Raw genomic sequence first — 12,828 nt, 5'->3', positions numbered from 1 at the left:
CGCTCCCATCCCCCGCGCTCCGGCTGACGGGCGCCACTGGCCTCGCCCGACCGGGCCCCGGAACAGGCGCGAACAGCTGGTTCCTGCTCCGAAGACAGCGCGTAAATCCGCGCCCTGCCCTGGATAGTGGGGGCATGGGATTCGTCGCCTTCATGACCCTGCCCGGGCTGGTCATCGTGCTGACCGCCCTGGCCTTCCTCGACCAGCTGCTGCTGCGCGCAGGCCGAGCTGGGCTACTGCCCTGGCGGAACAGCGCCAGACAGGGACAGATCTCGGCAACCGGCTTCGAGCAGCTTCACGCGAGCTTCTCGCCGGGCAAGCAGAGCGAACTGAAGGAGCGCCGGTCAGCGCTCATTCTGAGCGACGACGAAGAAGACGGAGCACCGCCGAACCGGACCATGGTCGATCTGGAGGGCGGAACGGCGATCGTCCGTATGCCTCCCTCTGGCCGGTAGAGCGAGCGTCGACCTCCGCCGGAGATCCCGTGCTCGCGGCAGGCTTCCGCGACCTCGTCGGATCGGATGGATTCCCCCTGGCTCCGCGACGTGCTCAACCCGGCGGCGGTGGGCGCGGCGACCGCTCAGAGGTGCCCGTCCAGGAACTCCCGTACCTCGGTGATGGTCATAGGCCCCGTGCCGTGCGCCACCGCCTCTCCCTCCTTCAGCAGGACGTAGGACGGGGCCGCGGTGACCCCGTATCGCCCGGTCGCGGCCGGACAACGCGTGATGTCGGCGCGGACGGCCGTCAGGCGGCCCGTGTAGTCGTCGGCGATGCCACCCACGACGAGGTCCATCACCCGGCAGGGCTCGATCGCCTTGGGCCATGTCCCGATGAAGTACGCGAGGACCGGGACCCCACTCATCCCGAGGATGAAATCGAACTCCGCGTCCTCGTTGGGTCGGTGAACCCGCTGCGCCATGCAAACTCCTGACCTCACGCTCCGTCGTTCCGTCCTCATCATCCCTCCCGCGGTGGGCCAGGCCGGCCAGCCGGTACCGCTCTTCCCCGGGCCGCATGAGCCGACTGACGGCACCGGGAACGGGGCACGATTCCCGGACCGCTCGCGAACGCGGTCGTGTATGCCGTCATGTGCGCGGTCGTGGACGGTCGAAGTACGCGTCAGCCGGCCCGCGGACCGACCGCCAGCGTCAGTTCAAGCACCCGGTCCGGCGATGCGAGATCCGGAAACAGCTCCCGCAGCTGCGACATCCGGTACCGGACCGTCTGGGGATGGACGAACAACGCCGCCGCCACCTCGTCCCGCCTGCCCTGATGCAACAGCCACGCCCGCAACGTCTCCTCCAGCCGCCGTGCGGTCGCGACAGGCAAGGTCCGCAACGGGGCGAGGGCCCGGGCACGCAGGTCTGCGAACGCGTCCACGTCGGCGCTCAGCACCAGCTCGGGCAGGTGGTCCTCGGTGTCGCGAATGTCGCAGGAGAGGGAGCGCGCGCGTACGGCTCGGGCGTACGAGGCGGACGCACGCGTCCATGGCCGGGCCGGGCCGACCACGGCGGTGCGGTCGGTCAGCAGCCGCAGGAGATGTGACCGGTCGGCATCGGGGACGAGCAGCACACCGGTGGAATCCGGCAGATCATCGAGGACGAGAGTGCCCGGGTCGAGCGTGCGGTAGGCGGGCCGGGCCTGGTCGGCAGGCAGCAGGACCGCGGTCAGTGCGACCGGAGGCTGCCACCCGGCCCGCTGAACGGAGGCCAGCAGCACGTCCGGGCTCGCGCCGGCGAGGAGGTCGCGGGCCAGGTGTTCCAGGTGGCGCTCGTGGTCCCTGCCCCGGGCGGCCAGTTCGTCGGCGTGGCCCGCGGCGCTCGCGGCGGAGAGCTCGTCGATGTAGGCGAAGGTCAGCTCGGCGAACTTGGCGACCTCCGCGGCGGGCAGCCCTGCGGGTACGGCACCCGCCGCCAGGCCACGCCAGGCCACTCGGGCGCCGACGCGGTAGGCGCTGAGCAGGGCGTCCATCGAACGGCCGTCGCGCACCTCGCCGCGGCCCAGCTCGTAGGCTGCGTCACCACCGTCGCCGCCCGTGGCGTTCCCGCTCGCGAGGTCCAGGTAGTGCCCCAGGGCGGTGCGGACGGCTCGGCGGATGGTGGCGCCCATGCGGCCCGAAAGCGCGTTGGCGTAGGGAGGGACCTCGTCGATGATCGCCTGGACGACCTCGTCGGCGGTGCCCTTCAGCGCGGCCCGCAGTGCGGTGACCGTCGTCTCGTCCAGGGCCAGTTCGCCGGCCCTCCGGATTGCATGACTCACGTTTCTGTTCCCTGCGAACAATTCAGCCGACCAGATTTACGTCCTGCGGTCAGGACTTTACCCCTTGAGGCACAGCAAGCTGGAGTCATGACGAGTACAGCCCTCCGCACCAGGGCGTGGAAAATGCTGGAGATGGTCACGACGCCGTTGCTGCCGTCGGACTACCTCGACCTGGTCAGCCCGCTGCGTGCGGGCGCCGACCTGCGTGGGCGCATCGAGGCCGTGCACCCCGAGACGGCTGACGCCGCGACCATCGTGATCAGACCGGGACGGGGCTGGCGCGGCCACACAGCCGGCCAGTACGTGCGGATCGGGGTCGACGTGGACGGGGTGCGCCTGTGGCGTGCCTACTCCCTCACCTCGCCGACCGACCGCCAGGACGGGCGCGTCACGATCACCGTGAAGGCGATCCCGGACGGCAAGGTCAGCAACCACCTGGTCCGCAGGGCGAAACCGGGCACGCTGATCCAGCTCGACCAGCCGACCGGTGACTTCGTGCTGCCGCGGGCCAAGCCCGCCAAGGTGCTCTACCTGACGGCCGGCAGCGGCATCACGCCCGTGATGGGCATGCTGCGTGACTCCGAGTTCGACGACGTCGTCATGGTCCACTGCGCGCCACAGCCGCAGGACGTGATCTTCCGCAACGAACTGCACGACCTGGTCGCGGACAAGAAGCTGCGGCTCACCGAGGTGCACACCGCCACGGACGGCATGCTCGACATCGCCCGTCTCGACGAACTCGTGCCCGACTGGGCCGAGCGCGAGACCTGGGCCTGCGGGCCCGCGGGCCTGCTCGACACCGCCGAAGAGCACTGGGCCGGGCACGGCGTACAAGAGCGCCTGCACACCGAACGCTTCCGCCCTTCCATCGTCGTCACCGGCGACGGCGGCGAGGTCACGTTCAGCGCCACCGGCAAATCCGTCGACGCGGACGGTGCCACGCCGTTGCTGGACGTCGGCGAGGAGGCCGGCGTTCTCATGCCCTCCGGGTGCCGTATGGGCATCTGCTTCGGCTGCGTCACCCCCCTCAAGGCGGGCGCCGTCCGCGACCTGCGCACCGGCGAGATCACCGAGGCCGAGCCGGGCGTCCTCATCCAGACCTGCGTGTCCGCCGCGGCGGGCCCCTGCGACATCGAACGGTAGGAGCACCTTGACCGCCACCGACCCCACCGCCCATCTGACCGCGGAGCAGATCGAGGAGCTCGGCCGCGAGCTGGACGCGATCCGCGACGAGGTGATCGCGAGCCGCGGCGAGAAAGACGCCGCCTACATCCGTAAGGTCATCTCGGCGCAGCGCAAGCTCGAACTGGTCAGCAGGGGCGTGCTGTTGTTCTCGATCTTCCCGCCCGCGTGGCTGATCGGCACCGCCGGTCTGTCCGTGGCGAAGATCATGGACAACATGGAGATCGGCCACAACATCCTGCACGGCCAGTGGGACTGGATGCGAGACCCGAAGATCCACTCCACCACCTGGGAGTGGGATCACGTCTCGCCGTCCGAGCAGTGGAAGCACTCGCACAACGAGCTGCACCACACGTACACCAACGTGATCGGCAAGGACAACGACCTCGGCTACGGCATCATGCGCGTCGACGAGGACCAGAGGTGGCACCCCTTCCACCTCGGCCAGCCGCTGTGGAACTTCATCAACGCCTGCTTCTTCGAGTACGGCATCGCGGCGTACGACCTGGAGCTCGGCAAGAACCTGAACAAGCGCCGCCGCAAGAACCCGGAGTTCCGCGCCCGGGCCAGGGCCGTGGGCCGCAAGATCCGCAAGCAGGTGCTCAAGGACTACGTGATCCACCCGCTGCTGTCGGGCCCGTCGTTCCTGCCCACGCTCGCCGCCACGTTCACCGCGAACCTGGTCCGCAACATCTGGACCCACTCGGTGATCATGTGCGGGCACTTCCCCGAGGGAGTGCAGGTCTTCGAGCGCCGGTCAATCAAGAACGAGACGCGCGGCCAGTGGTACCTGCGCCAGATGATGGGCTCGGCGAACATCAGCGGCAGCCAGGCCATGCACTTCATGACCGGCAATCTCTCGCACCAGATCGAGCACCACCTGTTCCCGGACCTGCCGAGCAACCGGTACGCCGAGGTCGCGGTGAAGGTGCGCGCGCTGTTCGAGAAGTACGAGCTGGAGTACGTCACCGGGCCGCTGCCCAAGCAGGTGTTCTCCGCGTGGCACAAGGTCTTCCGGCTCTCGCTGCCGAACAAGAAGCCCAAGGTCAAGACGCCGGACCGTGAGCAGGAGCTTGTCGCGGCCTGATTCCCGGTACTGGTTTCAGATTTCAGATGTCTCGGCCGTACCAGCGGCACCGGCGGGTTCGGTGAGATCCGTTGCGGACGGTGGGCGGCCGCGGCATCAGACCGTACGACACGGGATCCGGGCAGCCCGGTGTCCGGCTGCGCCGCTGCCGGGACGGGCGGAGGAGCCGAAGCGGGACGGTTGTCGCGCTGCGGCAGGCGGCGCACCTCCGTGAGCAAGCCGCGCTCACCGCCGACGGTTCGGGGAACTGATGGCTCACCACCGACGGGTCGGGGAACTGGTGGAGGAGATAGGCCCGCGCGGCCGTCGGCGCGGCGCAGATAGCCTGCGTGAATGAAGCGGATTCAGCGGGCCGCCGGTGTGATCGTCGGCTCAGCGGTGGGTGACGCCCTCGGCGGCCCCTTCGAGTTCGGTCCCCAAGGAGCGTTCTCCGCACGGTTCCCCGCACCGGGTGCCGGGGGTGAGATGTGCGGCGGCGGTGGCTGGGACCCCGGCGAGGCGACCGACGACACGCAGATGGCCGTCCTGGTCGCGGAGTCCCTGCTGGAGCGGGGCGGACCGGATCTGCCGGACGTCTTCGCCCGCTTCCAGCGGTGGGCGGCGTCAGAGCCCAAGGACATCGGCCTGCAGACCGAGGACGTCCTGACCAACGGCATGCCCTGGGACCTCGCCGCCGCGGTCCATTTCCAGGTCAACCAGCGAGCAGCGGGAAACGGCTCCCTGATGCGGGCATCGACCTCCGCCGTCCACTTCGCGGCCGCCGGCCGACAAGCCACCATGGACGCGGCCCGCCACATCGCCGCCCTCACCCACGGGGACCGGGCAGCCTGGGAAGGCACCGCGATCTTCCACGAACTCATCCGCGTCACGTTCGAGGACACCGACCCCCTCACCGTGTTCCCTGACATCCTGGCTCTCGTCCACCCCGACCACCGCGGCCGTTACGCCACCGTCCTCGCGCCCGACTGGCATCCCGGTCAGGCGACCGAGCTCAACGGTGCCGTCTGGCCCTGCCTGGGCTCCGCCGTCTGGGCCCTGCGCACCACCACCAGCTTCGAAGACGCGATACGCGCGGCCATCGACCTCGGCGGCGACACGGACACCGTCGCCGCCGTGACCGGAGGCCTCGCGGGGGCCTTGTACGGGCTGGACGCCATCCCCGCCCACTGGACCGAGCCACTCCACGTCCCCCTCCCAGGCTTCGACGGACGGGTCCTGCGTCAGACAGACCTGGTCCGCCTCGCTCACCGCCTCGCACAGGGGCCACCTCCCGGATTCTGCGAGCGGGTCTCGTAGTCGACCCGTTCAAGTTCATGAGGCTCTCGGCAGCACCGGACAGACCGCCATGCGCTACGTCGGCTCCACCTGCCCGGAGCGGACCGCGAGTCTCCCCGGGTAGGGGCCCCCGAGCCCGATGCCGCGGCCAAAGCCCGTGGCGGTGCGGCAGCGGGTCCGACATCATCCCTGTGTGATGGTGATGCAGCCCGTTCTGGAGATCTTCGCTGACGACGATTTCGCACTATGGCCGGTCGGCGAGCACGAGCCGTACGGCTACCTCGTGTTGGACGGGACGCTGACTCCGGCGGAGGTCGGCACGGCGGTCATGCGGATCGCCGAGTGCAACGACTTCGAGCCGGAGGAGGAGCACGGGCCGTGCCCGGCCGACCCGCTGGGCGCGTTCCTGCACGGGCTGCTCACCATGCCCGACCTGATCGCCGCCGCTGGCTTCCGGGTGACCGACGACGCCACCGACACGGTCTTCGTCGAGCCGGGCTGCTGCAACGGCCTGGAGTCCTGGCGGGACTGGCTGGAGGTGCTCGACGGCACCGGCTACGCCGGCTTCGGCCACGACCCGTCATCAACGGCCGAACGTGTCGGCGACACCATCCGGCTGACTCTCGACGCCTACGCCGAGGACGGCAGCCCGGTGATCGAACTGCCGGTGGACGAGGTGCGCACGCTCGTCACCGGCGCCCAGGCGGATCTGCGGGACTTCCTGGATCTCGCCGGAACCTGGGCCGAACAACACCTGCCGACACACGCCGCCGCCGTCACGGCTGCCTTGGCCAGGGCACTGGACCTGGACCTGGAGCTCGAACTGGACCTGGAGCTCACAGAGCGACCAGCTTCCTGACTCACCGGGCGCGCGTGCACGACGCCCCTCGGGATCCGTGACGTTCGGTGGCGGAAGGCGTCTCGTGCAGCGGTGGGCCCGGTCAGGCCGTAGACATCCGCTCCTCGCGGCGTCCGCCCGGCATCGCGAATACGCCGGATGACGGATATGCAGCCGCCGCCGACGGGCAGATTGTTGCTCTCGACGGTCCTCAAGCCATGAGAGTCGCAAAGACCTTCAAGTGAGTGAGCCAGTAAGGGTGTTCGTTCCGGGTCGGAGGGCAGCTCCGGGGCCCAGCGCCTGCCGCGACGAACTGCCGATTCTCCGCTGCCCGGCACGGAACCTGGTCCGCACAGCCGCCCGATGGGAGTCACGACATGGCGCACCACGTCTCTGGCCTGGGCATCAGCCCCACGAGCCTGGATCCCAGGAGCCACATCACCGACCTCTACGTATTCCAGAAGGCAGGTGACGCGAGCAGGACGATCCTGGTGCTCAACGTCAATCCGGCCTCGCCGATCACCGACGACGCCGTCGACCACGAGTCGGTCTACGAACTCGGCGTGGACACCGACGCCGACGCGGTCACCGACATCGCCTTCCGCATACGCTTCTCACCGGTGCGGGACAACGCGCAGACCGCAAGCTTGCAACTGGCGACCGGCCGGGAAGCCGCGGCCGACCTCGGCGCAGGGGACACGGTCCTTCTCGACGCGCCGGTGACCTTCGGCTCCGAGCCGCAGATCACCGCGGCCGGGGACTTCAGGTTCTTCGCGGGGCTCCGCAGCGACCCGTTCTTCGCCGATCCAGTCGGCGCGAGCGACAAATTCCAGTGGACCGGCAAGGACTTCTTCACCGACAAGAACGTGTTCGGCATCGTGCTGGAAGTCCCCAACAGCGCGCTCGGCCCGAACCCGCTGGTGGGTGTCTGGGCCAGGGTCCTGGTTCCGCACGAGGGCCGACTTGTCCAGGGTGACCGGGCGGGGCGGCCCGGGGTCGACGCCAACTTCAACCAGAGCGACGACGACAAGCGAGTGTGGCACCAGCAGGAGCCGTCACATGACCGCGAAGGCTTCCTCGACAAGTTCACACACGTCTTCGAACAGGCGGGCCACCCCAAGGATCGGGCGACCGCACTCGCGGCAAGCCTGCTCCCCGACCTTCTGACGTACGACTACACCAGCGCCGAAGGATTCCCCAACGGCCGCCATCTCACCGACGATGTCATCAACATGGGGATCGCCCAGCTGAGCAACGGCGCTGTACCCCACGACGGGCTGGGACCCCACACCGACCTTCGCACCGACTTCCCCTTCCTGGGCGATCCGCACGAACGTGACTGACACCAACAAGGCTGGGCCCCTGCGGTGGGCTTCACTGTGAGAGGGTTCCAGCCGCCCGAGCGGCAGATGCTCCCTGGGGGCGGACAGGCAGGCGCCGTTGATGTCCAGCTGATGTCCAGCGCGGTGATCTCGGGCGCCGAAGCCGCCCTCACGCGATTGACTGAACGAACAGAGGTCACGCATCGAGGCGGTGGACGCTGACCGCGTAACCGCCGCCGTCGTAGGGTGAGCCGTCCCAGGTGGCGAAGCGGTCGACGAGCGCGAGGCCCGCTGCGGCACAGCAGGCGTCGTACTCCGGCAGCGTCGTGGTGGGCGGCACGGGCAGGTGGGCCGCGTCCAGCCCGAAGCCCGCGACCAGCAGTCCGCCCGGACCCAGGGCCGCGGCCAAACGGTCGACCACCGTGGCCTCCGTCCCGGGAGCCAGCAGCGGCAGGACGTTACCGGCGGCGACCACGAGGTCGAAGTCCGCAGCGACACCGAGCCGGGCCGGATCGAACTCCGCGAGATCGGCCTCGAACCAGGGCAGCCCAGGCGCCTGCGCCCGCGCCACATCCAGCATCGAGGAATCCAGGTCGACCCCGACGCAGTCGTACCCGAGCTCGGCCAATCGGATCATGACCCTCCCGGTGCCGCAGCCCGCGTCGAGCACACGGGCCGGCGCGGGCACCAGAGCAGCGCAGAACGCCGCCTCCCCGTGCATGTTCTTCCCGCTCCGAGCCAATGCCTCGAACCGGGCCGCATACTCGCTCCCGGACACTCCACCGGCCATGTCCCGCCAACGACTCATGAGATCGACTATAGGTGGCTGAACCGCCCCACCCCGCGACGCCGTGAGCGGCCCGCGACGGGCGGCAGGCACACGGCCCAATCACCGGTCGTCCTGGACCACGAGGCCCACCCCGAGCCGCACCACGAGGCCGCGGCGTGCCGACGCCCATGCCAGGGACAACTTGTCCCCGGTTGAAGTCGACCTTCATCCGATCGTCGGTTCGCGCCAGGATTGGCTTGTCGAACAGGGCAGGGGAGGCCGGACGATGGACCGGGCGTTACTCGCAGATTTTCTTCGCGCGCGTCGTGAGGCGCTGCAGCCGGGACGTCGGACTTCCTCGCGGGCAGCGTCGCCGCACCGGCGGCCTGCGGCGCGAGGAGGTGGCGTCACTGGCCGGCATGTCGGCCGACTACTACAGCCGGATCGAGCAGCAGCGTGGCCCGGCACCGTCGGAGCGAATGCTCGCCGCACTCGCCCGCGCGATGCGGCTCAACCTGAACGAGCGCGACCACCTCTTCATCCTCGGCGGAGTCCCCGCGCCCCAACGGATCGCACGAGACGATCACGCAAGGCCGAACCCACGGGGAAGGCCGGTGAGATCGTCGCGGCCCTGCTCGACGCCAGTCCCGAGTTCGCGGAGATCTGGCGGTCGCGCGAGGTGACAGCACCCAAGCCGCTGCCCGGCCGCCGCTGGATCCTCGCCGGTCCCTTCGCCCCTCTCTGGCGCCGCTACATGACGGCCGCCCCCGACCGCTGCGTCCACGTCATCGAAACGCAGGACGACAACGAGCAGGTGCGGCTCCGGGCCGGGTGACAGCCCGAAACCCCGGCACCAGGTCCAGGCCCGGTCCCTCTCACCGAGCGGCGCCCGTAGCAACCTGCCCCCGAGGCCGACTTCCTACGGGCGCCACCCTCGACGACCAGCTCGAAGACCCTGGCGCCGGGCCGTGGTGACAGCGGCCGACAGGAGTACGCGCTCCCGCCGAGTGGGCTGACTGTGGAGGTCGCGGTCGGCACCCGGCAGGCGGTCGGCACGAACTACGCTGACGTCTCCTTCCGACAGTCCAGGGAGCAGCGTGCCACCGTCCTTCGCCCACCGGATAACCAAGTACGACCCCGCCGACCGCGACGAGCGCGGGCACTACAACGGCGCTGAGGACACGGTGAGCGACCACGGGCCGGTCGAGGCGGCCTATTTGGAGGCGATCGCCGCCTTCGCGCAGGCATCGGGTATTGACCGGCTGGAGATCCGCGAACCCGCGGTCACCGGCTTCGTCAACTTCGGCCTGGAGGCGCCGGTTGACGGACATGGCCTCGCCGGACTGTTCCCGCCCGGCCTCACCGGCTACCACGACGGTGCCGAGGTCTCGGTCCCGGTCGCGCTGGAACTGGTGCGGGCCATGCTCCGCGACCAGGGCGCCTGGTGCCGGCTGGAGCAGCGGGACACGTTCACCGTGCACGTCGGGTGGGATCAGTACGTGTACGTCGGCAGCGACCAGCCCTGTGAGGCAGCCGTCGCCCGCACCCGCGAGCTCGGCCTGTTCGCGGAACCGATCACGGCCTCGCCGTACGCCGCGGACCTTGAGGAACCAGAGGTGACAGAGGCTGCGGACGAGGAGTTCTGGGACCGAGCACGCGCAGAACTGGCAGCACCGCGGACGCTCCTCCTGGAGGAGACCTACCTCCGCAACGCCACCCGCTGACACCGCCTCACCGAGAACAACCTCGATGCCGTACGCGCCGGGCTCGGCCCACGCGCGCTCCTGACCGTCTGGCCCGACCTCACCCCTGACGTCGACGCGGTCCTTGCCGCGCTGCCCGAGGACGAATCCGTGGACTTCGTCTGGGAGGCGCCGAACGGAACGATCCGCCACGTGACCGTCGACGGGACCCACCACCAACAACTCACCACTGTGGTGGCAGGCGCGAGGGCGGCCTGCTCCCTGCCCTTGGCCCTCGACGACCGCCACCCACTGTTCCACGCTGCTCTCCCCGACAGTGACGGCGTGCTGCGCGCAAGGTGGTGACCTGGTTCTCCCCCTGGCCTACGGGGTCGGCCCCTCTGGCCAGACAGACACTCAGCCGGCCTACCGAAAGCCCTCGGCAAGGACCAGAGTGATCCTGCCCAGCCACTCGAAATCGTCCGAGTACTGCCACTCCTCGGGGCGGGCAAGCACACCGGGCAGTTCCTCGCGCGACAGTGCGGGGCCTGGCTGACATTCGCAGGTGTCACCCGGACTCTCGCAGGTGTCACCGGGACTCGAACGCCCGCCGCGGACCTCACCAACAAGACACAAGCCTGATGTCACCTGGGGTTCAAGGGCGGCTTCCGAGTCGCGTCAGTCGAGGGCGTGGCCGCGGCCGGTCTGCAGGATCTCGTCGGAGAGCTCGGGCTCGACGTGGCGTACGGCCCGGGCGAGCATCATCGCGCCGACCATTTCGCTGAGCAGGCGCATGGCTCTGTGACGGGCCTCGCCCGGGTCGAGTTCGTACCCCTTCTCCTCGGCCTCGCGCAGGAACTCGGCGGCGAAGCCGGTGAGATAGCCCTCGACCCCTTCGGCGTACGCGCTCTGCACAGCTTCGTCGTGCCGTCCGGCGTCGGTGACCAGGGAGGCGGAAGGGCAGCCGCCGTCCGGGGCGTCACGGTGTGCGGTGGACAGATAACCGGCCACGACCCGCTCCAGCGGAGAGCCGCCCTGGTCCGGACCGTCCTCCACCGTTTGGGCCAGGCTCCCGAGCGAGGCGGCGAAGGAGGCCCCGCACACCTCCACGACCAGGTCGTTCTTGGAGGCGAAGTGGTTGTAGAAGCCGCCGTGGGTGAGTCCGGCTTCCTTCATCAGCTCGGCGATACCGACCGCGTCGATGCCCTGCGAGCGAAACATGCGGCCCGCCGCGTCAAGGATGTTCTGCCGGTTGCGGGCCTTGTCCTCCTTGGTGATCCGCGGCATTGCCGTCCTCTCGCGTCGTGCTCGACTTGACCTTTTCGATGACGCCTCTCATCATAACAAGAGTTTCAATGATGGGCATCATCAATACCCCAGGGAACGGGAGCGTCATGCGCGCCATCACCTACGACCAGCACGGAGAAGCCGGGGAGCTACTACGCCTGAGCGAGCAGCCGCCCCCTACCGCGCCACCCACCGGGCAGGTGCGGGTGCGGGTGCTGTCCCGGCCCGTTCACCCGGGCGACCTGGCGGGAGTGCAGGGCTTTCCGGGAGCGCCGCAACAGCCGTTCGCCATGCCGCGGATTCCCGGCCTGAAGGGCATGGGCGTCGTCGAGTCCGTCGGCGAGGGCGTGCAAGCTCTGCGCCCCGGTCAGCGGGTGGCGTTCTTCCCGGTGCCGGCCGCGTGGAGCGAACTCGTCACGGCACCGGCAGATCTGGTGGTGCCGGTGCCCGAGGGCGTCAGCGACGAAACCGCGGCCCTGATGCTGGTCAACCCGATCACCCTGCTCACTTTGCTGCGGGCGGTCGAGGACGCCCAGCACGGCCAGGCAGGCCCGGTGGTGCAGACGGCCGCCGGTTCGTCGGTGGGAAGACTGGTCGGCGCCGCGGCGCTCCGGCACGACATCCCGCTGGTCAACCTGGTACGCAGTGCCGCGGGAGCACAGATATTGCGGCAGCGCTTCCCCGGACTGCCGACCATCTCGACGGCCGACGCGGACTGGCGCACCCAGGTCCGGGACGCGACCGGCGGCCGGGGTGCCCAGGTCGTACTGGACGCGGTGGGCGGATCCCTGACCGGTGAGCTGGCCGGGCTGCTCGACGACGGCGGCACGCTGATCACCTACGGGCAGCTCGGTTCCGGCAGTACGCCGTTGGAGTCGCTGGCGCTGACACCGCGGGCCCTGACCGTGCGGGGCGTGTCCATCGGCCGGTGGATGACCCGCACGCCCGAGGAACGGGCCGAGGACGTCGCCTTCGCCGCCCGGCTGGCCGCGACCGCCCCGGAACTCTTCGAGGTCGCAGCCTGCTACGACCTCGCCGACTTCGCGAAGGCCGTCGACCATGTCCGCCGCCCCGGCAAGAGCGGCACCGTCCTGCTCACCAGCCCCGCATCCTGAACCCCTCGAAGG

The 12,828-nt window shown here is 69.6% G+C and carries 14 protein-coding genes and 1 pseudogene; 11 read left to right on the top strand and 4 right to left on the bottom strand.

The features are described 5' to 3' along the window. The first annotated feature begins 134 nt into the window (after window positions 1-134). The gene (locus OHS59_RS43575) at window positions 135-455 is read left to right on the top strand and encodes a DUF6191 domain-containing protein (RefSeq protein ID WP_328498881.1); all 321 of its coding nucleotides are present in this window, start codon (window positions 135-137) and stop codon (window positions 453-455) included. 125 nt (window positions 456-580) lie between these two features. Here the strand turns inward: OHS59_RS43575 and OHS59_RS43570 are convergent, their stop codons facing one another. After that, entirely contained in the window at window positions 581-919 is a 339-nt protein-coding gene (locus tag OHS59_RS43570) for a thioredoxin family protein (RefSeq protein WP_328498880.1), read from the bottom strand. A gap of 200 nt (window positions 920-1,119) precedes the next feature. After that, window positions 1,120-2,259 (bottom strand): PucR family transcriptional regulator, encoded by a 1,140-nt coding sequence (locus tag OHS59_RS43565; RefSeq protein ID WP_328498879.1) that lies wholly within the window; start codon window positions 2,257-2,259, stop codon window positions 1,120-1,122. An 87-nt stretch (window positions 2,260-2,346) separates the two neighbouring features. On the opposite strand from OHS59_RS43565, the gene OHS59_RS43560 reads away from it, so the two are divergent. The 5 genes from OHS59_RS43560 to OHS59_RS43540 all read left to right on the top strand — a co-directional run bounded on the left by OHS59_RS43560 (window position 2,347) and on the right by OHS59_RS43540 (window position 7,984). Further along, window positions 2,347-3,402, top strand: coding sequence for a ferredoxin reductase (locus OHS59_RS43560; protein WP_328498878.1), 1,056 nt, complete (start codon window positions 2,347-2,349; stop codon window positions 3,400-3,402). Window positions 3,403-3,409: 7 nt separating this feature from the next. Continuing rightward, window positions 3,410-4,528: a fatty acid desaturase family protein gene (locus OHS59_RS43555; protein WP_328498877.1), complete on the top strand. Its 1,119-nt coding sequence runs from the start codon at window positions 3,410-3,412 to the stop codon at window positions 4,526-4,528. Window positions 4,529-4,861: 333 nt separating this feature from the next. Beyond that, the gene (locus OHS59_RS43550) at window positions 4,862-5,824 is read left to right on the top strand and encodes an ADP-ribosylglycohydrolase family protein (protein ID WP_328498876.1); all 963 of its coding nucleotides are present in this window, start codon (window positions 4,862-4,864) and stop codon (window positions 5,822-5,824) included. 175 nt (window positions 5,825-5,999) lie between these two features. Then, window positions 6,000-6,662 (top strand): hypothetical protein, encoded by a 663-nt coding sequence (locus OHS59_RS43545; protein ID WP_328499578.1) that lies wholly within the window; start codon window positions 6,000-6,002, stop codon window positions 6,660-6,662. A 356-nt stretch (window positions 6,663-7,018) separates the two neighbouring features. After that, on the top strand, window positions 7,019-7,984 hold the full coding sequence (locus tag OHS59_RS43540) for a DUF4331 family protein (protein WP_328498875.1): 966 nt from the start codon (window positions 7,019-7,021) through the stop codon (window positions 7,982-7,984). A 175-nt stretch (window positions 7,985-8,159) separates the two neighbouring features. Here OHS59_RS43540 and OHS59_RS43535 read toward each other — a convergent pair whose 3' ends face one another. Beyond that, window positions 8,160-8,771, bottom strand: coding sequence for a class I SAM-dependent methyltransferase (locus OHS59_RS43535; protein WP_328498874.1), 612 nt, complete (start codon window positions 8,769-8,771; stop codon window positions 8,160-8,162). Window positions 8,772-9,018: 247 nt separating this feature from the next. Between OHS59_RS43535 and OHS59_RS43530 the strand changes: the two are divergent. The 4 genes and pseudogenes from OHS59_RS43530 to OHS59_RS43515 all read left to right on the top strand — a co-directional run. Further along, window positions 9,019-9,328: pseudogene (locus OHS59_RS43530) on the top strand (helix-turn-helix domain-containing protein); the annotation flags it as partial. Window positions 9,329-9,411: 83 nt separating this feature from the next. Further along, window positions 9,412-9,567 carry a hypothetical protein gene (locus OHS59_RS43525; RefSeq protein WP_328498873.1) on the top strand — a complete coding sequence of 52 codons (156 nt, stop codon included), beginning with the start codon at window positions 9,412-9,414 and terminating at the stop codon, window positions 9,565-9,567. A gap of 262 nt (window positions 9,568-9,829) precedes the next feature. Continuing rightward, window positions 9,830-10,456 carry a hypothetical protein gene (locus OHS59_RS43520; RefSeq protein WP_328498872.1) on the top strand — a complete coding sequence of 209 codons (627 nt, stop codon included), beginning with the start codon at window positions 9,830-9,832 and terminating at the stop codon, window positions 10,454-10,456. Window positions 10,457-10,585: 129 nt separating this feature from the next. Further along, the gene (locus tag OHS59_RS43515) at window positions 10,586-10,780 is read left to right on the top strand and encodes a hypothetical protein (RefSeq protein WP_328498871.1); all 195 of its coding nucleotides are present in this window, start codon (window positions 10,586-10,588) and stop codon (window positions 10,778-10,780) included. A gap of 312 nt (window positions 10,781-11,092) precedes the next feature. Here the strand turns inward: OHS59_RS43515 and OHS59_RS43510 are convergent, their stop codons facing one another. After that, a complete protein-coding gene (locus tag OHS59_RS43510; RefSeq protein WP_328498870.1) occupies window positions 11,093-11,701 on the bottom strand; it encodes a TetR/AcrR family transcriptional regulator in 609 nt (202 codons plus the stop codon). A 107-nt stretch (window positions 11,702-11,808) separates the two neighbouring features. On the opposite strand from OHS59_RS43510, the gene OHS59_RS43505 reads away from it, so the two are divergent. Then, window positions 11,809-12,816, top strand: coding sequence for a zinc-binding dehydrogenase (locus tag OHS59_RS43505; protein ID WP_328498869.1), 1,008 nt, complete (start codon window positions 11,809-11,811; stop codon window positions 12,814-12,816). Window positions 12,817-12,828 lie beyond the last annotated feature (12 nt).

Origin of the sequence: Streptomyces sp. NBC_00414, assembly GCF_036038375.1 — a bacterium.
GTDB lineage: Bacteria > Actinomycetota > Actinomycetes > Streptomycetales > Streptomycetaceae > Streptomyces.
Note: the sequence above shows the minus strand (reverse complement) of the source record. Positions and strands in the feature narration are given on the sequence as shown.

What these genes read in the sequence shown, in the direction of transcription:
- OHS59_RS43575 (WP_328498881.1), top strand. Translation starts at nt 135, where the DNA reads ATGGGATTCGTCGCCTTCATGACCCTGCCCGGGCTGGTCATCGTGCTG.
- OHS59_RS43570 (WP_328498880.1), bottom strand. Translation starts at nt 919, where the DNA reads ATGGCGCAGCGGGTTCACCGACCCAACGAGGACGCGGAGTTCGATTTC.
- OHS59_RS43560 (WP_328498878.1), top strand. Translation starts at nt 2,347, where the DNA reads ATGACGAGTACAGCCCTCCGCACCAGGGCGTGGAAAATGCTGGAGATG.
- OHS59_RS43550 (WP_328498876.1), top strand. Translation starts at nt 4,862, where the DNA reads ATGAAGCGGATTCAGCGGGCCGCCGGTGTGATCGTCGGCTCAGCGGTG.
- OHS59_RS43545 (WP_328499578.1), top strand. Translation starts at nt 6,000, where the DNA reads ATGGTGATGCAGCCCGTTCTGGAGATCTTCGCTGACGACGATTTCGCA.
- OHS59_RS43540 (WP_328498875.1), top strand. Translation starts at nt 7,019, where the DNA reads ATGGCGCACCACGTCTCTGGCCTGGGCATCAGCCCCACGAGCCTGGAT.
- OHS59_RS43535 (WP_328498874.1), bottom strand. Translation starts at nt 8,771, where the DNA reads ATGAGTCGTTGGCGGGACATGGCCGGTGGAGTGTCCGGGAGCGAGTAT.
- OHS59_RS43510 (WP_328498870.1), bottom strand. Translation starts at nt 11,701, where the DNA reads ATGCCGCGGATCACCAAGGAGGACAAGGCCCGCAACCGGCAGAACATC.
- OHS59_RS43505 (WP_328498869.1), top strand. Translation starts at nt 11,809, where the DNA reads ATGCGCGCCATCACCTACGACCAGCACGGAGAAGCCGGGGAGCTACTA.